The following is a 20153-nucleotide window of genomic DNA, read 5'->3' on the forward strand; positions in this document are numbered from 1 at the left end:
GTCTTAAGCGATCACTCCGCCGGGCAGGCAAGCGCAGCCTCCCGGTCCAGCCGGTCGAGAAGCAGCGAGACGGCGAAGACGCCGAGGCCGAGAACGGCCATGATCGCGCCGACATAGCCCATCGCGCCGTAACCATAGTCGGCCTTGATGGCGAGCCCGCCCAGGAAAGCGCCGAGCGCATTGGCGATGTTGAAGGCCGAATGCATGAGCGCCGCCGACAGCGTCTGCGCATCGCCGGACACATCCATCAGCCGCGTCTGCAGCGCGGGGCCGATCACGAAGCTGCAGCCGAGCAGGAAGCAGAAGGCAAGCAGCATCGCCGGCATGTGCGCGGTGGCCGAGAAGCCGACGAGCACGGCGATGTAGACCACTGTCACCCAGCCGATGGTGCGCATCAGCGACATGTCCGCAAGCTTCGCGCCGAAGATATTGCCGACGATCATGCCGGCGCCAAAGAGGGCCATCACGATGGGCACCATGCCCACACCCATGCCGGCCACGTCGGTCACGATTGGCGAGATGTAGGTGAAGACGGCAAACATGCCGCAGAAGCCGGTGGCGGCGATGCCGAGCGTCAGCCACACCTGCTTGCGCTTCAGCGCCGAAAGCTCCGACCAGATGCCGCGCCGCGCCTGCCGTGCATCCCGCGGCTGGAAGAGCGCGATCAGCAGCATGCAGGCAAGCCCCGTCATGCCCACGGCGGCAAAGAGATATTGCCAGTCCAGCACCTGGCCCAGCCAGGCGGCGAGTGGTGTGCCGACCAGCGTCGCGACCGTCAGGCCGAGCATGACGCGCCCGACCGCCTGCGTGCGCTTGTTGACCGGCACCATAGAGGCCGCCACCAGCGCCGCGACGCCGAAATAGGCCCCATGCGGCAGGCCGGTGATGAAGCGCAGGAGAGTGAAGCTCCAGAAATCCGGCGCAAAGGCGCTGGCGAGGTTGCCGGCCGCAAACAGCCCCATCAGCCCGATCAGCAGGTCACGCCGCCGGAACCGCGCGCCGAACATCGCAATCAGCGGCGCGCCGACGACGACGCCGAGCGCATAGGCGCTGATCACATGCCCCGCATCCGCATTGGAGACGCCGAAGCTCTTCGCCACATCCGGGATCAACCCCATGATGGCGAATTCGCCGGTGCCGATCCCGAAACTGCCGACGGCGAGCGCGAAGATGATCAGCGCCACGCGGGCCGGCGATAGGGAAACGGGGGAGGCGGGAAACGGCCGGCCGGAGGAGGCACCGTCCTCGACAAGGGGAGAATGGGACAAGGCTTTGTTCCTGTAAGCGCCAGAAAACCACGGAAACCGCCGCCCGGCCTCCTCCTGCCGGTCGTCGCACCCCGAAATCGTCACTCTGGCTGATCGTCCTGTAATATCGCCGAAGCATCAATGCTTCGCAGGTGCAACATTAACAGAAATCAGGCTGGAGCCAATCGAAAGTTGAGGGTGGGAAAGGACGGTGGTGTGCCGCGATTATGCGGTGACAGCTCACTGTCGATTCACGAAAGGGTATTTTGCCGTCTTCGGGCAACGCCTCTGTATGGTCGGTTACTGACGCGACTGCGCCAGATCTTTCAGGAGAAGCGGGCCGGCGGCGAGCCGCTGTCCTGCTCAATGGGGATCTCCTGAAGGTCGATGTCATTTGATCGGTCATGCGCCAGTTCGTGTGGGGCGCGTACAAAGAATGAGGCCTCTGCCCGCGTCCTTCGTAGTTTCAATCGCGCGCACGCGCGGAAAATGGCCAGGTGATCACCCGTCCGGCGTAAAGAGCCAGCCAGGCTAGAACTGGCTGGAGCGGTAAGCGGATGATGTGATACAGCCACAGCCAAAGCGAGGCATCGCCCCCAGAAAGATTGTCGATCGCGTGCTTGATGTTGGCGGGATAGACGCAGATCGCATAGAGCGCCAGCCCGATCCCAGCAGAAGCGCGCAGCGCCGGCAGGAATAACCCCGCTGCACCAAGAAGTTCGCAGACGCCCGTGAACAGAATGACATGGTGAGGATAGGGGACCCATGCCGGCGTGATGTTCAGAAACGGTCCTGGCAGGGCAATATGCAGAATGCCAGCCAGAGTATAGAGAATCGCCAGTCCGGCTCGGCAGTGTCGGCGCCTCACGGTCATTCAGTTGCTGCTCGCTTCAGTCATCATCACCTCCCATATATCCGAATGCAGCCGGGCGCGCGCCTGGAAAGCATCGACCCCCACGTGTCGCGCATAGCTATTTGGTCAAGCGGGACGATGCCCGCCGCAAAGAGCGCCTGCGGTCCCTCTGTTTTTCCCGTTTCCCTTGACTATCTACTCCCTGCCGGCGCTTGGCCGGTTGTGGAACGGATATGATGCGACTTCAGGCGATCTTGAACCGCGATGGCGGCACCTTTCGGACCACGGATATGGATGCCTATGTGGCCAAGGCCGAGGAGGTCTTTGCGGCTGCCGGCCACGAGCTAGACTGCGCAGTCGTCGCGGGCGACGAGATGCAGGACGCATTGGAAAAGACGGCGCGGCGCGACGATCTCGACGGCATGATTGCCGGCGGCGGCGATGGCACTATCTCCTCGGCCGCCGGTGTCGCCTGGCGGCAGGGCATGCCGCTCGGCATCATCCCGGCCGGCACGATGAACCTCTTTGCCCGCTCGCTGAAGGTGCCGCTTGATATCTGGCAGGCGCTGGACGCGCTGGCCGATGGCGAGATTTCGGCTGCCGATATTGGCAGCGTCGACGGGCGGGCCTTCGTGCACCAGTTTTCCGCCGGCCTGCACGCCCGCATGGTGCGCATGCGCAACACTATGAGCTTCAAGTCCCGCTCCGGAAAGATCGCCGCCAATGTGCGCGCCGCCTTCGGCGTCATGCTCGATCCGCCGGTTTTCGATGTGGAATACGATATCGACGGCCGTCACGAGCGCCGCAAGGTCTCCACCATCAACGTCTCCAACAATGCTTTCGGTGATAACGGTCTGCTCTACGCCGACGACGTCACGGGCGGCCATCTCGGTTTCTACACCTCAAAGCCGCTCAGCCCGCGCGGCGTGGCGAAGCTCACCTTCGACATCCTGCGCGGCCGCCTGAAGGACAATGAGGACGTGACCGAAATGAAGGGCACGGCAATCGACCTGCATTTTCCGCGCGTCGATCGCAAGATCAACTGCGTCATCGACGGCGAGCTTCTGCCCATGGGCCGCGATGTCTCGATCCGCCTGCATCCCGGCGAGTTGAAGGTCATCGTGCCGAAGCCGCCGGCGCAAACCGCAGCAGCGGCCTGACCGGCGCCATCGATCAGATCCGCGGCAGATAGGTCCGGTAGTCGAAATCCGAGACGGTGCGCAGGTAGGTGATCGCCTCCTTGCGCTTCGTGTCGCCATAGAGCTTGCGGTAGCGCTCGCCGAAGACATCGGCGATGAAGGGCGAAGCGGAGAATTCCTCGACCGCTGTCAGAAAATCGTGCGTCAGGCGCCGGGCGTCGGGCGCATCCTGTCCCGGTTCCGTTGCCGGGCCGGGATCGAGGTCGTTGTCGAGGCCGAGCAGCATGCCGCCGAGGATGGCGGTCAGCAGCAGGTGCGGATGCGCGTCGGCGCCGGCCACGCGGTGCTCCACGCGCGCCGCCGGTCCGTTGGCGTCGGGAATGCGGATCGCCGTGCCGCGATGGCCGAAGCCCCAGGTGAGATCGACGGGCGCGAAAGAACCCGGCTGGAAGCGGCGGTAGGAATTGGCAAAGGGCGCGAAGATCAGCTGCGCATCGCGCATGGTCTGCAACATGCCGGCCACGACGGATTTCAGCCGCTTCGGATCGCCGCCCTTTGCGTCGAGGATGTTCTTGCCGTCGCGGTCGATGATGCTGGCATGCACATGCAGGCCGGAACCTGCCTGGTCGGCATAGGGCTTCGCCATGCAGGTGGATTTCAGGCCAAAGCGCCGCGCCGCCTGTTCGGCGATGCGCTTCAAATAGATGCAGTCATCCGCCGCCGCGAGCGCATCCGGCCGGTGCAGAAGGTTGATCTCGAACTGGCCATGGCCGAATTCGGCGGTCGTCGCGTCGGCCGGGAGATCCTGTGCCTTTGCCCAGGCCCGCACAGTCTGGAGGTAGCCGTCGAGCGCGTCCACCGCGCCCATGTCGTAGAGCTGGAAGCCATTCGGCTCGCCGCGCCAGGTGAGCGTCTTCGGCGGACGCGGCACGCCCGTCTCCAGCCAGTCGCCTTCCACCACGTAGAATTCGAGCTCCGTCGCCACCACCGGGGTCAGGCCGCGCTCGGCGAAGCGGTCGAGCAGGTTTTTGAGGATGGCGCGCGGATCCATGAAGGAGGGCGTGCCATCAAGTTCGTGCATGGTGGCCAGCACCTGTTTCGACCCGGCCGGCGCCCAGGGCATGGCGGCGAGCGACCGCCTGTCGGGAATGCACAGGCCGTCGGGGTCGCCGACCGAGAGCGAGAGACCGGTGATGTCGTCATTGTCGTCGCCCCAGATATCGAGCGACTGGGTGGAGGCGGGCAGGCGCACCGTGCCATCCCAGACCTTCTTTTCCGCCTCCAGCGGGATCTGCTTTCCCCGGAGATCGCCGTTCATGCCGACGAGGATGATCTCGATGCGGGGCGGAAGGCCGGCATCGTCTGTGGGGGAGGGAGCTGTCATGAAGGCACTCTGGGGTTCTGGAGGGATGCAAAGAAAGATTGGACCAAATGGTCAGGCCACCTTGCCAAAAGCCGGCCGCCTCGGCAACCTCGCCGCATCCGTGACCCGGACGCAATGTCCGGCCGCGGCGCTGATCATTGCCAAAGGTGCCATCCATGTCCAGCTTCCCCGCCGCCTCGCCCTCCAACATCGGCGCGCTCGACGCCGCCCATCACCTGCATCCCTTCTCCGACACGAAGAAGGTGAATGCAGCCGGCGCCCGCATCATTGCGCGCGGCGAGGGGTGCCTGATCTTCGACAATCATGGAAAGCGCTATTTGGATGCCTTCGCGGGCCTGTGGTGCGTCAATATCGGCTACGGCCGTCACGAAATCACCGATGCGGTCACCCGGCAGATGAACGAGCTGCCCTATTACAACACCTTCTTCGGCACGACGACGACGCCGGCCGCCCTGCTCGCCGAGAAGATCACCAGCCATGCCGGCCCGACCATCAACCGCGTCTTCTTCACCGGCTCCGGCTCCGAGGCCAACGACACCTGGTTCCGCATGGCGCGCGTCTACTGGGGCGCCATGGGCAAGCCGACGAAGAAGACGGTGATCTCCCGCGTCAACGGCTATCACGGCTCCACGGTGGCAGGCGCCTCGCTCGGCGGCATGAAGTGGATGCACGAGCAGGGCGATCTGCCGATTCCCGGCATCGTCCATATCGGCCAGCCCTACTGGTACGCCGAGGGCGGCGAGCTCTCGCCGGAGGAATTCGGCCTGAAGGCTGCCCGCGAGCTGGAAGCCAAGATCGACGAACTTGGCGAGGACAATGTCGCCGCCTTCGTGGCCGAGCCGATCCAGGGGGCCGGTGGCGTCATCATCCCGCCGGACACCTACTGGCCGGAGATCGCCCGCATCTGCCGGGAGCACAACATCCTGCTCGTCTGCGATGAGGTCATCTGCGGTTTCGGCCGCACGGGCCAGTGGTTCGGCCACCAGCATTACGGCGTGACGCCGGATCTGGCGCCGATCGCCAAGGGCCTGTCCTCCGGCTACCTGCCGATCGGCGGCGTTCTGGTCTCCGACCGCGTCGGCGACGTGCTGGTGAACGAGGTTGGCGACTTCAACCACGGCTTCACCTATTCCGGCCACCCGGTCTGCGCCGCCGCCGCGCTTGAAAACATCCGCATCCTCGAGGACGAAGGCATCGTCGATCGCGTCCGCGACACGATCGGCCCCTATTTCGCCAGGGCATGGGCGTCTTTGCAGGACCACCCGATGGTCGGCGAAGCCGTCTCCGTCGGCCTGATGGGCGCCGTCCAGCTCGCCGCCGACAAGGCGACCCGCACCCGCTTCGCCGACAAGGAAAAGGCCGGCGTCACCGTGCGCAACCATTGCCTCGAAAACGGCCTCGTGCTGCGCGCCACCGGCGACCGCATGCTCGCTTCCCCACCGCTCGTCATCTCCGAAGCGGAAGTGGACGAGGTGGTCACCAAGCTGCGCGCCGGGCTGGATCATGCGTGGGCTGTGCTGGAGCGGTGAGCCGTCAGGCCAACGGCCATTCCGCCGCGTGTTGGTCGAGCAGTTCCGAAAATCTGCATAAGGTCAAAGGCGGCGGCACGCGGATGCCGCCGTCATTGGTGATGAAGAGCGTGCACGCCGCGTCAACGGCTGTCGCGACATGAATCGCATCTATGAGCTTCAGGCCAAGCTCGGCCGAAACAGCCGCCGCCCGCTCCAGAATGGCAAGCGTCGGCGGGAGCAACGTTGGCGCACCGTCCTCCAGAAACATTGCCCTGTAGATCTCGGCGAGCGCTGCGCTTTTGCGCTTTCTCGCCCCCGTGAGGCACTCGGCATAGACAAGGCTGCTGCAGACAATTGGAATGCTTCGGTCGCGAAGATTCGACAGCAGCGCCTCGGCCGTTCCCCCGAGATCACCGCCGTCTTCCAGGAGATAGATGAAGATATTCGTGTCGATGTAGACGCGCGGGCCGGGTGCATCCAGGCTCACCGGTCGCCTCGCAGGTTTCGCAGATCCCGGTCGATCTCCTCCGGCGCCCGGCCGCCACCGACCTCCAGCGCCCTGCGCCGCAACACGGCATAGCGGCCGTCGATCACAGCCTCTCCTTCGGCCTTCATCGCCTCCAGCTGATGCGAGAGAACCTCGCTTGCCACATCTTCAGGCCGGCGCTGCCGTGCCCTTGCAAGATCGTCAAGGACCGCAGCGGCCCTCTCCGACAGATGAAGCTGGATGGTGTTCACGATCAGCCCTCTCGCCGACTATTCCACTCAAGAGAAGTATAGTCCAAAGCGTAGCGGTTTTGAACATGACTCACCCGTATCGGTCGGCCGCATCCTCCAACGCACGCCCCATCTCAAACCGTCACTGAAACGCCGTCTCGAAGAAGCTCCTCAGCTTGCGCGAGTGCAGCTCAGCCGAGGGCATGCCGGCGAGGATTTCCATGGTGCGGATGCCGATTCTGAGGTGCTGGTTCACCTGGGTGCGGTAGAAGGCCGTTGCCATGCCCGGCAGTTTCAGTTCGCCGTGCAGCGGCTTGTCGGAGACGCAGAGCAGCGTGCCGTAGGGCACGCGGAAGCGGAAGCCGTTGGCGGCGATGGTGGCGGATTCCATGTCGAGCGCGATGGCGCGGGACTGAGAGAGGCGCTTGACCGGCCCGCGCTGGTCGCGCAGTTCCCAGTTGCGGTTGTCGATGGTGGCGACGGTGCCGGTGCGCATGATGCGCTTGAGGTCATAGCCCTCGTAGCCCGTTACCTCCTCCACGGCCTCTTCCAGAGCCACCTGGATTTCGGCGAGCGCCGGGATTGGCACCCAGACCGGCAGGTCGTCGTCAAGGACGTGGTCCTCGCGCACATAGGCATGCGCCAGCACATAGTCGCCGAGCCGCTGGCTGTTGCGCAGGCCGGCGCAATGGCCGAGCATCAGCCAGGCATGCGGGCGCAGCACCGCGATGTGGTCGGTGATCGTCTTGGCGTTGGAAGGCCCGACGCCGATATTGACCATGGTGATGCCGCCATGGCCCTTCTTCTTGATGTGGTAGGCGGGCATCTGCGGCAGGCGGCCGAGCACGCTGTCCGTCTCCGGCTGCGTCGCGCCCGCCGGCGTGATGATGTTGCCGGGCTCGACGAAATGCGTGTAGCCATTGCCGCCCTCGGCCATCTGCTGGCGCGCCCAGGCGCAGAATTCGTCGATGTAGAACTGGTAGTTGGTGAAGAGGACGAAGTTCTGGAAATGGTTCGCGCTCGTCGCCGTATAATGGCTGAGGCGGGCCAGCGAATAGTCGATGCGCTGGGCGGTAAAGGGCGCAAGCGGGGAGGGCTCGCCGGGCCCCGGCTCATAACTCCCGTTGGCGATCTCGTCGTCCGTGGTGGTCAGGTCCGGTGCGTCGAAGAGGTCGCGCAGCGGCAGGTCGCTCGCTTCCGCCGCGCCGGCCTCCACATGGGCGCCCTCGTCAAAGGCAAAGTGCAGCGGAATGGGCGTCGCCGATTCCGAGACGGTGACCGTCACCCCGTGATTGCGCATCAAGAGGCCCAGCTGTTCCTTGAGATAGTGCCGGAAGAGTTTCGGCCGGGTAATCGTCGTCGTGTAGACGCCGGGTGAGCTGACATAGCCGTAGGAAAGGCGCGAATCGACATGGCCGAAGCTGCTCGTCTCGATGCTTACCTGCGGATAGCAGGCCCGGAAGCGGGCCGTTGCCGGCCCGTCACGGCCGAGAGTGCGGAAGGCATCGCACAGGAAGCGCGTGTTGCGCTCGTAAAGCGCCTCGAGGCAATCGACCGCCTGAACCGGGTCGTCGAAGACCTGCGGCTCGAAGGGCTCGGGGGTGGAGACGGAGAGGATGGAGAAGGGATAGATTCGCTGGGTCATGGCGCATTATAGAAGCGCCATCATGGCAGGCAAACGACAAGATGAATGCGCTGCACAAGAGCGCGATCAGCGCGGCGCAGCCAGGATGATCGCCGCTCCCGACAGCGCCACCGCCGCACCGATGAGGTCGAATCGGTCCGGGCGCACGGCTTCGACCACCCACAGCCAGGCAAGCGATGCGGCGATGTAGACACCGCCATAGGCCGCATAGGCGCGCCCTGCTGCCTGCGTATCCACCAGCGTCAGCAGCCAGGCGAAGATGGCCAGCGCCGCAAGGCCTGGGAACAGCCAGAGAGGCGAGTGGTGCAGGCGAAGGACGGCCCAGACAGCAAAACACCCGCCGATTTCGGCGAGTGCGGCAAGCGTATAGATGAGAAGGGAAGGCATCGTTTCCGGCTCCGTGAGGAATCACGACACCGGATTCGCGGGCCGGGTGCAACCCGCCTTGGGCCAGGGCGGGATGTCCGCGCCCTTGTCACGTCATGGCGTTGCGCTGCAGCGTCACGAAGAGGATGAGGCCGGGGCCGCGCGATGCGATCCCGAACTCGTTCGCGCTCTGCGCTGCCAGACCCATCAGGGGCGCGGCAAGCAGGCTGGCGAGTACGATGATCCGGGTCAGCATCTGCGCGAGTCCTTCCTCCTTGGCCAGGCGGCTTAGAGCCGTGCCTGGCAGAATTGCGCGGTATGCGCCGTGCAGTCGGACAGCGAACCGACATAGGTCTTGGCGCGGCGTTCGGTGTCGGCGCTGACGGCAGCGCCAAGCATCATGGCGAAGACGACCATCATCAGGCTGATGATGGTGAGGCGGCGAGCGAGCGTGTCCATGTGGTCCAGTCCATTCCGGTGGGGTTCGACGATGATGTCGTTTTACAGGACGCTAACTGAACGCGTTCTGAGAGCACGGTTCATCTCCCGTTCATCTTCGTTCAGCCGCAAAGCCGCCACGAAAAAGGCGGGCCCCGATCCGGCGCCCGCCCTGTCAATTTCCTGCCTGATCTGGCGTTTTGCCGATCAGAGGCGGGACCATGTCTGCGACTTGCAAAGAACCGCGAGCACGCAGCCCTTCAGCTTCAGCGAATTGCCGCTGACATTGGCCGAGCCGCTATAGGTCTTGTCGGTGTCGGGGTCGGTCACCTCGCCGGTGTAGCTTGCGCCGCTGCCAGAAACCTTGCCGATCTGCTTGCCGGCATGCTTGCCGGTCTTCAGCGTGATGCAATAGGCGCCGCCGCAGCCGGCAATGGCGGCTGTCGCACCGCTCTGGGTCTTCCAGTTGCCCACGATGGGCTCGGCAGCCATGGCGCTGGCACTCATCAGCGCGGAAAGGGCAATGGCAACAGTCAGTCTGGCGATCATGGAAACGTCTCCTCCTCATCCATGTCAGGCGCCGTGCACCCAATTGTCAAAGGGGCGCGCGGCGGCAGGGCAGGCTCCACCCTGTCCATGATGTGACAATATCTTACGCGGACGTAAAGGTAAACGGGGTCTCCGCCCACCTTTCGCATGCGTCGAAACGACGGTCGGGGCACGTTTGCCGGCCTGCTTTTCCACAATGAAGAAAGAGCACCGTCTGTCGTGGTTAGAGAAGGGTTGAAATGACCTGCTGAAAGAAACGTAAAGTTTGAGCCGAAATGCCTGTAATCCGGACCTTGCGATGTTTAACGAAAACCTGCGTTTACGGCTTGTTTGTACTTTGTTTTCAGCAAATTAATCACGCATTTTAAGCGCCCGTTGAAAGGCCCGTGCGATAGTCAGACCCATAAGACGAGCGGACAAAACCGCCACGCTCCGGGGGAGCGAGCCGCAGAAGACGGCAGCCCCCCGGAGTTTCAAACAGGGACCAGATCGTCGCAAGACACCGACAACGACAGGGACAGAAATCATGGCACGCTTTGACATTCAGAATGCTTCGAATGCCACGATGGGTGGCGAAAACCAGGCCGAACTGCTGTGCGAAATGGGGCTGATGTACGCCACCGGCCGCGGCTGCGAGATCGATCTCGTCTCCGCCCACAAGTGGCTGAACATCGCCGCCATCAAGGGCTCCGACCGCGCCGCAGCGCTGCGCGCCGACCTGTCACAGTCCATGAGCAAGTCCGATCTCGCCAAGGCGCTGCGCGCCGCCCGCGAGTGGATGACCATGCACTGAGAAGTGGACGAGTTGCGATTTGCGAAGAGCGAATGGCGAGACGGGGAGACAGGCGTTGAGGCGCAATTGCCTGCCCGCCCGAGCCCGGCCCTCATTCGCTAGTCGCTCGTCGCCTTCCGCACCACATCACCCAACGCCCCCGCCAGCATCCCCATCTCCGCGGCCGGACCCGTGCTGATGCGGATGCAGCGGTTCAGCGGTGAAACGCCCGGCATGCGGATGAAGATGCCGTGGTCTGCCATCAGCCTGTCAACGATGGCGCGGGCATGGATACCGTCGCGGCCGCAATCCACTGCCACGAAATTCGTGGCCGAGGGCAGGGGCCGTAGACCTGCTTCCAGGGCAATCCGCGAAATCTCGGCACGCGACGCCGCGATCTTCGCAATGACGTCGGCAAGATGGGCTTGATCCACGAGCGCCGTGATCGCAGCCTCGACCGCGATGCGGTTCATGCCGAAATGGTTGCGGATCTTGTCGAAGAGCACGGCATTTTCCGGCGTGGAGATCGTATAGCCGACCCGCGCCCCCGCCAGCCCGTAGGCCTTTGAAAAGGTGCGTGTCCGCATCACGTTCGGGCGGTCGAGCAGGCTCTCGATCGACGGCAGGGCGCCGGCCGGTGCGGTCTCGCAATAGGCCTCGTCGAGAATGAGCAGGCAAGTCTCCGGCACTGCGCGGGCAAAGGCCACCACGCTCTCGGCATCCCACCAGCTTCCCATCGGATTGTCGGGATTGGCGAAATAGGCAAGCGTCGCCTTCTCCCGGATGATCGCTTCCAGCAACCCCTCGAGATTTTCCCGGTCGTCGCCCGTGTAGGGCACGCTCACCAGGCGGCCGCCATGGCCGGTCACGTGATAGTTGAAGGTCGGATACCCGCCGAGCGACGTCACGACGGTACGCCCTGGCTCGATGACGAGCCGCACGATCTGACCGAGCAGCCCGTCAATGCCTTCGCCGACGGCAATATGCTGCGGCGTGATGCCGAGATGCCGGCCAAGTGCTTCCTTGATGCGGAAATTTTCGGGATCGGCATATTTCCAGGTTTCCGCAGCAGCCTGCGCAATGGTGTCGATCACGCGGGGCGAGGGCCCGAAGCCGCTTTCATTCGCCCCGATCCGAGCCTGCACCGGCCGGCCACGCAGGCGCTCGATCGCTTCCGGACCGACGAATGGCACGGTGGACGGCAGGCTTTCGGCAAGCGGCGTGAGGCGGGAAAAGGCGGACATGGTGGCACCTGTCGGACATGGGGGTCGGCGGGAGGCCGAACATAATCCGACTGTAGTGCGAGACAAGCCTCTTGGGCGCGTCTTCCGGATCCTGCATCCGGTGCGCTGCGGATCAGAACAGATCCGCGGCGTCGATGCGTCCCATGCCGGGCAGGGTCTTCGGCCGCGCCTTGGCCTTGGGCTCCGGCGCGACACCGGTAAAGAAGTCCGCGCGCAGGATCTTTCGCAGCAACAACTCGTCGATCGGCTTGATGAAGGCGACCGACAGCCGATTGTCTCGCCGGAAGATTTCCGCACAGCCGATTCGCCGTGTGAAACCGACGATTGACAGATAGTAGTGCGTCGGAAGTCCGGTCGTGGTGTGGACGGTGAACGAGGCCCCGCCGCGCGAAATTTCCATCAATTGGCAGCTGCGCACGCTGACCTGGGAAAGCCCGGGCTGGACCGACATGAGTGTTCCGGCGCGGCTCAGGGCAAAACGCTCATACTTGCGTTCGTAAAATTCGGAGCGGACCCTCGCATAGACGGCGGCCTCGTTTTCCGATTTTTTCATTCGCCATCTCCCTGACGCTTCGCAGCCAGCCCCGGCGCATCATGCACAAGGGCTGGCATCGACAACCAGGACCGCCTTTGGTCCTGGCGCCAATTCTGGGATAGACGCGTTTCATCCGGGTGAAGCAAAAAATTAAAGCTTTACCGGATCTGTGCAAAACTGCGTCGAACGGGTTCAGGTGGTCGTCGCAACACCGGCAGTTGTCAGGAAAACTGACGCACGGCTGCGTAGCCGGCACCGGCACAGGCCGCGGTGATCAGCGTACCCCAGACCATGTCCACCACGGTCACGATCACCGGCCAGCCCTTCAGCACCGCGAGATTGGTGATATCGTAGGTGCCGTAGGCCGCAAGGCCGAGCACGGCGCCATAGCCGATCGCCATCCAGATCGAGCCGGCCTTGACCCCCGGCATCACGGCAAGGATGACGATGGCGACGGCATAGAAGAGATAGAAGAGGGCCGCGATCGTGAAGTTCGGCTGCGGCAGCATCATCGATCCCAGTTGGTCCCGGTAGAAGCTGCGGGCGACGATGCCGAGCCAGATGGCATCCGCCACAAGCAGCGTCGTGAACGTTCCGGCATAGGCAATCAGTGCGGTCTTCATCGGTGCATCCCTCGTTTGTGCTCGTTACGCGAGGGTAAACGCACCGGATCGTGCAGTGGCCGAAGAATTCGCTCCGATCACGGAATTTTTCAGGCCGGGGCGCAGGGTGGTAAGCGGGGACCACGCGTCTTCGGAAGGGGAGAGCACCACGGAGAGGGGCCTGCGCGGCGCGTTTCGAAGCGGAGTTCGACATCCCCAGTGTCAAATCCAATCAGGATCGGTGAACTGTTAAGGGGCGAGGGGTCGTCAATCGGTGAAAGGCGAGGCTTGGGGCACTGTCGAGCTTTGCTCGCCCTCAGTCGGCCGATCCGCCGACCCGGAGTTGAACGTGATCTTGCAGAAGGCCTGCCCCGACAGAGCAGTTGCTTAGAGGCAACCGCTTGCAAATTGCAGGCGGATGAGGCGGCTGATGAATTCCGGCGAAATCAGCATGTTGAAACGAATGCCGAGGGCGGCACCTTTCCGGTACACCTGCGAGCACCCCATCTCGTCGTTGAAGCCATCCACCTGGAGAAAGAACTGTTTGGGCAGTTGCAGGCCGGGATTGCAGTCGAGCAGCGCGCCGCCGACCGAGATTTCGCGCAGCAGCGCCTGATATTTCTGCTTGGGCTTCAGATGATGGCCGATGATGAGGATACGGCACGGACGCTCGATGGGAAAATGCTTGTAGCGCGTCGCGGTTTCGCCGGGTTTGCCCTGGGCCACATGCATCAGCATCGTCGTCGGCTCCTGTCTCTCGCTGGCCTGTTTCCTGGGGCGATCATGGCGCGCCGGCTTTGATATTTCCAAAAACACTTGTCTCGCATTTTAACGACCTGCTCCATTTTCGGTCTCACCCGATCTTGTCGCTTCGGCCGAGATTGAAACTCCCCCCGCCATACGTAATACTTTGTGCAAAGGGCGGCCCGGGCCGATGCGGCGCGTCGCTGCGCGCTGCCGGTCGAATGGCGCTAGAAAAGTGGCATGTTGAGGCGTGGTCGATGACCGCGCGTCCAGGGGGTAAAGAGATGATGATCCGCGGTTTCGTGAAGCGTGCGGCCTCGCTCGCCGTTCTGTCTGTTTCCGTCGTGGTGGTAATGGGTGTGGATGCCTGGGCAGCCAAGCGCGTGGCGCTGCTGATCGGCAACGAAAAGTATCAGGCCACATCGCAACTCAACAATCCGGCCAACGACGTCGGCCTGATGAAGGCCTCCTTCGAAGCGGCCGGCTTCGACAGCATCACGACCGTTGTCGACGTGACGCGGCAGGATATGGTCAAGGCCTTGCGCGACTTCGAGGATGCCGCCACAGGCGCGGAAGTCGCCATCGTCTACTATTCCGGCCACGGCATGGAAATGAACGGCACCAACTATCTGCTGCCCGTCGATGTGCGCCTGAAGACCGACAAGGATGTGGAAGACGAGGCAATTCCGCTTGATCGCGTCCAGCGCTCGCTGGAAGGGGCCAGCAAGCTGAAGCTCATCATTCTCGATGCCTGCCGCAACAACCCCTTCGAACAGTCGATGACGCGCTCCATTTCCACGCGTGCGGTCAGCCGCGGTCTTGCCCGCGTCGAGCCGGAAAGCGCCGATCTGCTGATCGCCTTTGCGTCCAAGGCCGGCACCGTGGCGCTGGATGGCGATGGCAAGAACAGCCCCTTCGCCACCGCCCTGTCCAAGTATCTGGTCGAGCCGGGCGTCGATGTGCGTATCGCGCTGGGCAAGGTGCGCGATCAGGTGGTGGCGGAAACGAATCGCGGCCAGGAACCCTTCGTCTACGGCTCGCTCGGCGGTGCGCAGATCTTCCTCAACATCAAGGAAGTCAACATCACCATCAACCAGGACCAGCAGGTGGCGCCGAACGGCCAATCGGAGGCCGCCGCCGACTGGCAGAACATCCGCGACCTCGCCGATGCCGACCTTCTCAACCTTTTCATCCAGAAGCATGGCAGCGACCCGGTCTATCGCATGCTGGCCGAAAAGAAGCTGAAACTGCTCAACGAGGCGAAGGCGAACGCCACGGCAAGCCCCGATGACATCGCCTGGGAGGCGCTGAAGCAATCGACGGACGGCGCTGCGCTGACGCGCTTTATCGAGCGCTACCCGGAAAGCCGCCACCGCGCCGAGGCCGAGCAGCAGATCGCCGCCCTCGAACCGCGCAAGGGAATCAATATTTCGCCGACCGGCAAGGACACCCAGGCCTCGCGCGACTGCTATCTGCTGGCCGGCGAGCCGCAATCCATGCCGGGCTTCCAGGGCGTCAACTTCCTGAAGATCGATGCCCAGCGCGCCATGGTCGCCTGCGCCCAGGCGGTGAACGAAAATCCCGATGACACGATGCTCGTCAACCTGCTCGGCCGTTCCCAGGATGCCGGCCGCATGTATGCCGATGCCCGCCAGAACTACCAGAAGGCCGCCGATGGCGGAAACATGTGGGCGCTGACCAACCTCGCCTGGTTCTCCGTCTACGGCACGGACGGCGCCGTCGATGTCGAGAAGGGCCGCTCCATGTTCGAGCAGGCCGCCAATGCCGGCAATGCCTATGGTCAGGCCTCGCTGGGCTGGCTCTACCGCGAAGGCTACGGCGGCATCGCGCAGAACTATGAGGAAGCGGTGAAGTGGTACCGTCTCTCCGCCGATCAGGGCTATGCCAATGCCATGGCCACCATCGGCTGGTTCTACCGCGAAGGCCTCGGCCTTCCGCAGGACTACGCCCAGTCGCTCGCCTGGTATACGAAGGCGGCCGAAGCCGGTGATGTCAGCGCCATGTCGTCGCTTGGCTGGGCCTACCAGAACGGCCTCGGCATCACCCAGGACTACAAGCAGGCCAAGGTCTGGTACGAGCGCGCCGCCAATGTCGGCGACGCCTACTCCATGGCCCTGCTCGGCTGGTTCTACGATGTCGGAAACGGCGTGGAGCAGGATTATGCCGAGGCGCGCCGCTGGTACGAGGCCGCATCGAATGCCGGCAGCGCCTATGCCATGGGCAATCTCAGCCGTCTTTATGATTTCGGCCTGGGCATCCAGTCCGACGCCAAGGAGGCAGCCCGCTGGGCAGCCGCGAGCGTGGAGGGCGGCGACCAGGGCAAATATGACGAACTGAAGGGCCAGCCCAACAATTTCACCCCCGACTTCCGACGCGAAATGCAGGCGCTGCTGAAGGAACGTGGCTATTACACCGGCCCCATCGACGGCGATTTCGGGGCCTCCACGCTCAACGCCATCGACCGCCTGAAGAACAGAGGCTGACGAAACCGCGCCGTGGGGCAGGGCGGACGCAGAGCCGCCCCGCCGCCCGATCGGCGCCTTGCCACCTTTTCGGGGAAATGCACCAGAATTTCCTTGCAAAGCCGGCGCGACGCAACTAGTTCAGACCCGGACGGAGAGGTGGCCGAGTGGTCGAAGGCGCTCCCCTGCTAAGGGAGTATACCGGAAACGGTATCGAGGGTTCGAATCCCTTCTTCTCCGCCACTCCGAATGTTCTCCACCCTTCTGAATGTGTGACATCCAAATTGCCCGATGGCGATCGTGATCGGAAGGTCGCCGATTTGCCCGCCGGCTTGCATGGGCCTGCCATGACGACATCCTTTTCGACGATCGGCTTCATCGGCACGGGAGCCATCACCGACGCCATGGTGCGCGGTCTCATGGCTGATCCGCCGGCCGCCGCGCGCATTCTGGTGTCGCCACGCAATGCCGAGACCGCAGCGCGCCTTGCGGCCGACTTCGCCGCCGTGGAGATCGCGCCGGACAACCAGGCGATCGTTGATGCCGCCGATATGGTCGTGCTGGCAATCCGTCCGCAAGTCGCTGCAGACGTTGTGCGCGGCCTTCGATTTCGCCCTGGCCAATCCGTGGTCAGTCTGGTGGCGGCCGTCGATCGGGAGACTGTTCAAAGCTGGATCGGAACGCCCGTTCGACTGACCCAGGCGATTCCGCTTCCCTTCGTCGCCCGCCGCAGCGGCGCGACGGCAATCTTCCCCCCGGATGATCAGGCCGCGCAGCTCTTCGCGGCGATCGGAACGCCTGTCGAGTGTACGACGCGCGACGAGTACCAGCTGCTCGCGGCCGCAAGTGCGCTCATGGCAACGTATTTCGGCATCATGGACGAGACGGTCCGCTGGCTCGGCGCCAAAGGCCTGCCGGATGCGGCGGCGCGCACCTATGTGAGCACGCTCTTTTCGGATCTTTCGGTGTCTGCCCGCGAGACCGACATGCCGTCCTTTGCCGAACTCAGCCGCGACTACGCCACGAAAGGCGGGTTGAACGAGCAGGCTCACGCCGATTTTCGCCGCCACGGAGGCGCGGCGGCGCTGACGGCCGCGCTGGACCGGGTGCTGGCACGTATCAAGGGCGAGCCCTTCTGAAGGGAAGGCCGAAGCGGCGGGCGACCTCGCCATCGGTTCAAACCGAACACTTCACAGACCACAATGGCGATCGCACCGGCTGGCCTCGCCCTTGCGATGCGCCGACGGAGCGCGTGACACGCCGGCCGACACCGCCGTGTGGGCGGGGGTGCTCGGCGCACCTCCGCCCTGACACGTTTTGCCGGGCACTCGTCGGCTGCTGGAGCGATCCGGCAGCCTGAGCTCAGGACAGCCGGATTTCCCGCTGGCTCGCCTTTTCGAGGACCGGGATGCAGATTGCCAGATCGCCGGAGGCGAGGTGGGCATAGCGCATGGTCATCGTCAGCGTCTGGTGGCCAAGCCACATCTGGACGCGGCGGATGTCGATTCCGCCGCGCACGAGACGGGAGGCACAGGTGTGGCGCAGCACGTGCGGCACCAGATCCTTGTCATGCGACAGCCCGATCTGCTGGCGTGCCTTCAGCCAGGTCTTTCGGAACTGCTGCCTATCGATCCCGTAGAAGGGGCCAAGCGAGCGGCCGCCGGACGCCGCAATCGCCTTTTGTGCCCGCTCGGTGAGCGGCACGGACCGGCTGCGCCCGGACTTTGTGATCCAGAAGGTCGCCATCCGGCCGTGAATGTCGTTCCAGCGAAGCCCGAGCGCCTCGCCGAAGCGCGCGCCGGTATCGACCAGAAAGATGCACAGGCGCCGGAAGATATCCGACATCGCGCCGATGGCGGAAAACAGACGTTCTTCCTCCTCCTGCTCCAGAAACCGGATCCGGCCCTGCCGCTCCTTCTGGCGGGTAAACTCCGGCAGAGGCCCGATATCGCCCATGCGATAGGCCTTGCGCAAAAGCTTACTCAGCGCGCTCAGCTTGCGATTGACCGTCGCATTGCTGTTACCGGCTTCCTTCAGGCGCGACACCGCATCATCCAGCATGCGCTGCGAAAACTGCAGGAACCGCGGGGCCCTCAGCTTCATATGGATGTCGGTGATGAAGGCGGTCACATTGGACCGGTGGCGCCCGTCTTCCCAAAGCACGGCGCCGTAGCGGTCGAGCAATTCAAGAAGGTCGGTCGCCTCCACATCGTCGCTGCCGCCGGCCGCTATCCTCGTCGTCAGCACGGCGGTGTCAAAAGCGCTTCGTGAAGCTGCTTCCATGGACTTGTATGGCATTGAAAAGCCTCACCATCTTCCCATCCTCAACCGTTAGTTCGATTAGCGAGATGTGCGCGGCCGACAGCAGAAGCGCCACTAGGACGCTATACCTGCCCCGACACACCGCAGAGCCCCAACTCAATCTTGCTAATTCAGAAACTAATTCATGAGGATTTCAGAACTCAATCTCTGCGTTGGCCCCCTCAAGCACAAATTGCATTCGTGTTGCAAATGGGTAACGCCCGCGCAATCCATAGATTGCGCGGGTGTCACAAGTGTGAAAGGCACCCCGTGTGAGGGGCGTCTTTTATTAGAAGTCGCGCTGCAGGCGGATGAAGCCGGTGGTGACGTCGCCCGTACGGTCGTTGTCCGTGTAATTCACGGTCAGCTTGGTCTTCAGGCCGTCGGTGATCTTGTAGTCGACGGTCAGACCGGCGCGCCACTGGTCGACACCGTTCACGAAGGCAACATCGCTCCAGTACTGAGCAGCCGGGGTGATCGTGAGCTTGTCGGTTGCCTTGATGGCGAACGAGCCGGCAACGGTCCATTCGGCGTCAGAGTAGTAGGCGTTTACGCCGGAAGCGTAGACACCAGCGAGCTGGAAGGTGCCGAAGGAAGCAACGTCAGCCGAGAGCAGAGCGCGGACAGCGCCTTCTTCACGGTCGGTGTCGTAGCCGCCGAGCAGGTCGAAGGATACGCCGCCGAGCGAAGCGGAAACGATACCGGCAACACCGATGTTGTTCGGGCGGGTGGTCGAGGATGCGCCTTCGAGTTCGTCAACCGAAACGCCGGCCTGGAAGGAACCGCCGTCGTAGATGTAGGCGAGCGAGTTGAACTCGGAGTTGGTGGAGAGATCATCGGTTTCGCCGTTGATGCCCTTATCCCACCAGCTGTAGAAGAAACCGGTCTTCAGGCCGCCGATCTGGATGTAGGCTTCATCGAGGTCGATGATGGAGTCGCCGGTGCCGGCAATGCCGCCGTCGAAGTCGCCGTTGAATTCAGCGGCGAAGAAGCCGGTCAGCGTGCCGTACTCGGTGTCAGACTTGGCGTCGAACGAGATGTAGGCGCGGGAGAAGGAATCCCAGTCAGACGTACCCGAAGCGTTCGGAGCGAAGTTCGTCTGAACGCGGATGAAGCCGCCGATCTTGAGGCAGGTTTCGGTGCCCGGGATGTAGAAGTAGCCGGTGCCGAAGGCGTCGCAAACGCGAACGTATTCTACGGGTTCCGGCTCAGCAGCGACGATGGCGTCGGCAGCCTGAGCGCCGGAAACTGCTGCGAGAGCTGCAGCGGAGCCGAGAAGAAGGCTCTTGATGTTCATTTCTGACCTCCAGTCAGGTTTCTGGCCAAAGCCCTGAAATCGCTGGATCGGAGAAAAATCGCCCGTCGCCATCACCTTTCGTGCGGCGCCAACACCGGCCCAAACCTCCACCGTGATTCCATCGCTTGCGATTCGAAACGCCGAATCCGCGCCTGGATTCGCGCCCGGAACCGAACGGACGGATCGCAATTCCGTCCTGCGCGGCTGCGCCCCGACGAGAGGGCGCGTGTTGTCCAGGGCGTGGAAACGGCCGGAAACGCCACAATTGCGGCGCCGCGACCGGTCTGAAATGTGGCGGAGGCCTCTCGCATCCCTCGGATTTTATT

At 63.4% G+C, this 20153-nt stretch carries 21 protein-coding genes and 1 tRNA gene; 6 read left to right on the forward strand and 16 right to left on the reverse strand.

Annotation, left to right across the window (positions count from 1 at the left end):
* Positions 1–11: 11 nt before the first annotated feature.
* Positions 12–1268, reverse strand: coding sequence for an MFS transporter (locus ACED18_RS00220; RefSeq protein WP_377287861.1), 1257 nt, complete (start codon positions 1266–1268; stop codon positions 12–14).
* Between the two features lie 445 nt (positions 1269–1713).
* The gene (locus ACED18_RS00225; RefSeq protein WP_377287864.1) at positions 1714–2121 is read right to left on the reverse strand and encodes a DoxX family protein; all 408 of its coding nucleotides are present in this window, start codon (positions 2119–2121) and stop codon (positions 1714–1716) included.
* A gap of 215 nt (positions 2122–2336) precedes the next feature.
* Between ACED18_RS00225 and ACED18_RS00230 the strand changes: the two genes are divergently transcribed.
* The gene (locus ACED18_RS00230; protein WP_377290953.1) at positions 2337–3260 is read left to right on the forward strand and encodes a diacylglycerol/lipid kinase family protein; all 924 of its coding nucleotides are present in this window, start codon (positions 2337–2339) and stop codon (positions 3258–3260) included.
* A gap of 13 nt (positions 3261–3273) precedes the next feature.
* Here the strand turns inward: ACED18_RS00230 and ACED18_RS00235 are convergent, their stop codons facing one another.
* Positions 3274–4623 (reverse strand): glutamine synthetase family protein, encoded by a 1350-nt coding sequence (locus ACED18_RS00235; RefSeq protein ID WP_377287866.1) that lies wholly within the window; start codon positions 4621–4623, stop codon positions 3274–3276.
* A 155-nt stretch (positions 4624–4778) separates the two neighbouring features.
* Here ACED18_RS00235 and ACED18_RS00240 point away from each other — a divergent pair, with 155 nt between their 5' ends.
* Complete coding sequence (locus ACED18_RS00240) at positions 4779–6152, forward strand: aspartate aminotransferase family protein (protein WP_377287868.1); 1374 nt, start codon at positions 4779–4781, stop codon at positions 6150–6152.
* A gap of 4 nt (positions 6153–6156) precedes the next feature.
* Here ACED18_RS00240 and ACED18_RS00245 read toward each other — a convergent pair whose 3' ends face one another.
* The 7 genes from ACED18_RS00245 to ACED18_RS00275 form a co-directional block, all read right to left on the reverse strand.
* Positions 6157–6621, reverse strand: a complete 465-nt coding sequence (locus ACED18_RS00245; RefSeq protein ID WP_377287870.1) for a type II toxin-antitoxin system VapC family toxin — start codon at positions 6619–6621, stop codon at positions 6157–6159.
* Positions 6618–6872 carry a hypothetical protein gene (locus ACED18_RS00250; RefSeq protein WP_377287872.1) on the reverse strand — a complete coding sequence of 85 codons (255 nt, stop codon included), beginning with the start codon at positions 6870–6872 and terminating at the stop codon, positions 6618–6620. Before ACED18_RS00250 ends, ACED18_RS00245 begins: the two co-directional genes overlap by 4 nt.
* A 121-nt stretch (positions 6873–6993) precedes the next feature.
* Positions 6994–8496 carry an AMP nucleosidase gene (locus ACED18_RS00255; RefSeq protein ID WP_377287874.1) on the reverse strand — a complete coding sequence of 501 codons (1503 nt, stop codon included), beginning with the start codon at positions 8494–8496 and terminating at the stop codon, positions 6994–6996.
* Between the two features lie 66 nt (positions 8497–8562).
* Entirely contained in the window at positions 8563–8883 is a 321-nt protein-coding gene (locus ACED18_RS00260; RefSeq protein ID WP_377287876.1) for a YnfA family protein, read from the reverse strand.
* 88 nt (positions 8884–8971) lie between these two features.
* On the reverse strand, positions 8972–9118 hold the full coding sequence (locus tag ACED18_RS00265; protein ID WP_377287878.1) for a hypothetical protein: 147 nt from the start codon (positions 9116–9118) through the stop codon (positions 8972–8974).
* 32 nt (positions 9119–9150) lie between these two features.
* Positions 9151–9321, reverse strand: coding sequence for a hypothetical protein (locus ACED18_RS00270; RefSeq protein ID WP_377287880.1), 171 nt, complete (start codon positions 9319–9321; stop codon positions 9151–9153).
* Positions 9322–9507: 186 nt separating this feature from the next.
* Positions 9508–9849 (reverse strand): DUF2147 domain-containing protein, encoded by a 342-nt coding sequence (locus ACED18_RS00275; protein WP_377287882.1) that lies wholly within the window; start codon positions 9847–9849, stop codon positions 9508–9510.
* A gap of 526 nt (positions 9850–10375) precedes the next feature.
* On the opposite strand from ACED18_RS00275, the gene ACED18_RS00280 reads away from it, so the two are divergent.
* Positions 10376–10642, forward strand: a complete 267-nt coding sequence (locus tag ACED18_RS00280; RefSeq protein WP_377287884.1) for a sel1 repeat family protein — start codon at positions 10376–10378, stop codon at positions 10640–10642.
* Between the two features lie 98 nt (positions 10643–10740).
* Here the strand turns inward: ACED18_RS00280 and ACED18_RS00285 are convergent, their stop codons facing one another.
* From ACED18_RS00285 to ACED18_RS00300, 4 genes are all read right to left on the reverse strand, one after another.
* Complete coding sequence (locus ACED18_RS00285; RefSeq protein WP_377287886.1) at positions 10741–11865, reverse strand: pyridoxal phosphate-dependent aminotransferase; 1125 nt, start codon at positions 11863–11865, stop codon at positions 10741–10743.
* A 112-nt stretch (positions 11866–11977) separates the two neighbouring features.
* Positions 11978–12418 (reverse strand): PilZ domain-containing protein, encoded by a 441-nt coding sequence (locus ACED18_RS00290; protein WP_377287888.1) that lies wholly within the window; start codon positions 12416–12418, stop codon positions 11978–11980.
* 203 nt (positions 12419–12621) lie between these two features.
* Entirely contained in the window at positions 12622–13023 is a 402-nt protein-coding gene (locus tag ACED18_RS00295) for a DUF2177 family protein (protein ID WP_377287890.1), read from the reverse strand.
* A 366-nt stretch (positions 13024–13389) separates the two neighbouring features.
* The gene (locus tag ACED18_RS00300) at positions 13390–13740 is read right to left on the reverse strand and encodes a PilZ domain-containing protein (protein WP_377287892.1); all 351 of its coding nucleotides are present in this window, start codon (positions 13738–13740) and stop codon (positions 13390–13392) included.
* Between the two features lie 290 nt (positions 13741–14030).
* Between ACED18_RS00300 and ACED18_RS00305 the strand changes: the two genes are divergently transcribed.
* The 3 genes from ACED18_RS00305 to ACED18_RS00315 all read left to right on the forward strand — a co-directional run bounded on the left by ACED18_RS00305 (position 14031) and on the right by ACED18_RS00315 (position 17368).
* Positions 14031–16250, forward strand: coding sequence for a caspase family protein (locus tag ACED18_RS00305; RefSeq protein WP_377287894.1), 2220 nt, complete (start codon positions 14031–14033; stop codon positions 16248–16250).
* Positions 16251–16382: 132 nt separating this feature from the next.
* Positions 16383–16472 (forward strand) — tRNA-Ser (locus tag ACED18_RS00310).
* A gap of 104 nt (positions 16473–16576) precedes the next feature.
* Positions 16577–17368 (forward strand): pyrroline-5-carboxylate reductase, encoded by a 792-nt coding sequence (locus ACED18_RS00315; RefSeq protein WP_377287896.1) that lies wholly within the window; start codon positions 16577–16579, stop codon positions 17366–17368.
* A 223-nt stretch (positions 17369–17591) separates the two neighbouring features.
* Here ACED18_RS00315 and ACED18_RS00320 read toward each other — a convergent pair whose 3' ends face one another.
* Positions 17592–18476: a tyrosine-type recombinase/integrase gene (locus ACED18_RS00320; protein WP_377287898.1), complete on the reverse strand. Its 885-nt coding sequence runs from the start codon at positions 18474–18476 to the stop codon at positions 17592–17594.
* A gap of 343 nt (positions 18477–18819) precedes the next feature.
* On the reverse strand, positions 18820–19827 hold the full coding sequence (locus ACED18_RS00325) for a porin (protein ID WP_377287900.1): 1008 nt from the start codon (positions 19825–19827) through the stop codon (positions 18820–18822).
* Positions 19828–20153 lie beyond the last annotated feature (326 nt).

Origin of the sequence: Rhizobium sp. SG2393, assembly GCF_042610495.1 — a bacterium.
Classification (GTDB): Bacteria; Pseudomonadota; Alphaproteobacteria; order Rhizobiales; family Rhizobiaceae; genus RU20A.

What these genes read in the sequence shown, in the direction of transcription:
- ACED18_RS00255 (WP_377287874.1), bottom strand. Translation starts at nt 8,496, where the DNA reads ATGACCCAGCGAATCTATCCCTTCTCCATCCTCTCCGTCTCCACCCCC.
- ACED18_RS00305 (WP_377287894.1), top strand. Translation starts at nt 14,031, where the DNA reads ATGATGATCCGCGGTTTCGTGAAGCGTGCGGCCTCGCTCGCCGTTCTG.
- ACED18_RS00235 (WP_377287866.1), bottom strand. Translation starts at nt 4,623, where the DNA reads ATGACAGCTCCCTCCCCCACAGACGATGCCGGCCTTCCGCCCCGCATC.
- ACED18_RS00315 (WP_377287896.1), top strand. Translation starts at nt 16,577, where the DNA reads ATGACGACATCCTTTTCGACGATCGGCTTCATCGGCACGGGAGCCATC.
- ACED18_RS00260 (WP_377287876.1), bottom strand. Translation starts at nt 8,883, where the DNA reads ATGCCTTCCCTTCTCATCTATACGCTTGCCGCACTCGCCGAAATCGGC.
- ACED18_RS00290 (WP_377287888.1), bottom strand. Translation starts at nt 12,418, where the DNA reads ATGAAAAAATCGGAAAACGAGGCCGCCGTCTATGCGAGGGTCCGCTCC.
- ACED18_RS00325 (WP_377287900.1), bottom strand. Translation starts at nt 19,827, where the DNA reads ATGAACATCAAGAGCCTTCTTCTCGGCTCCGCTGCAGCTCTCGCAGCA.
- ACED18_RS00225 (WP_377287864.1), bottom strand. Translation starts at nt 2,121, where the DNA reads ATGACCGTGAGGCGCCGACACTGCCGAGCCGGACTGGCGATTCTCTAT.
- ACED18_RS00230 (WP_377290953.1), top strand. Translation starts at nt 2,337, where the DNA reads ATGCGACTTCAGGCGATCTTGAACCGCGATGGCGGCACCTTTCGGACC.
- ACED18_RS00270 (WP_377287880.1), bottom strand. Translation starts at nt 9,321, where the DNA reads ATGGACACGCTCGCTCGCCGCCTCACCATCATCAGCCTGATGATGGTC.
- ACED18_RS00275 (WP_377287882.1), bottom strand. Translation starts at nt 9,849, where the DNA reads ATGATCGCCAGACTGACTGTTGCCATTGCCCTTTCCGCGCTGATGAGT.
- ACED18_RS00300 (WP_377287892.1), bottom strand. Translation starts at nt 13,740, where the DNA reads ATGCTGATGCATGTGGCCCAGGGCAAACCCGGCGAAACCGCGACGCGC.
- ACED18_RS00285 (WP_377287886.1), bottom strand. Translation starts at nt 11,865, where the DNA reads ATGTCCGCCTTTTCCCGCCTCACGCCGCTTGCCGAAAGCCTGCCGTCC.
- ACED18_RS00295 (WP_377287890.1), bottom strand. Translation starts at nt 13,023, where the DNA reads ATGAAGACCGCACTGATTGCCTATGCCGGAACGTTCACGACGCTGCTT.
- ACED18_RS00240 (WP_377287868.1), top strand. Translation starts at nt 4,779, where the DNA reads ATGTCCAGCTTCCCCGCCGCCTCGCCCTCCAACATCGGCGCGCTCGAC.
- ACED18_RS00280 (WP_377287884.1), top strand. Translation starts at nt 10,376, where the DNA reads ATGGCACGCTTTGACATTCAGAATGCTTCGAATGCCACGATGGGTGGC.
- ACED18_RS00265 (WP_377287878.1), bottom strand. Translation starts at nt 9,118, where the DNA reads ATGCTGACCCGGATCATCGTACTCGCCAGCCTGCTTGCCGCGCCCCTG.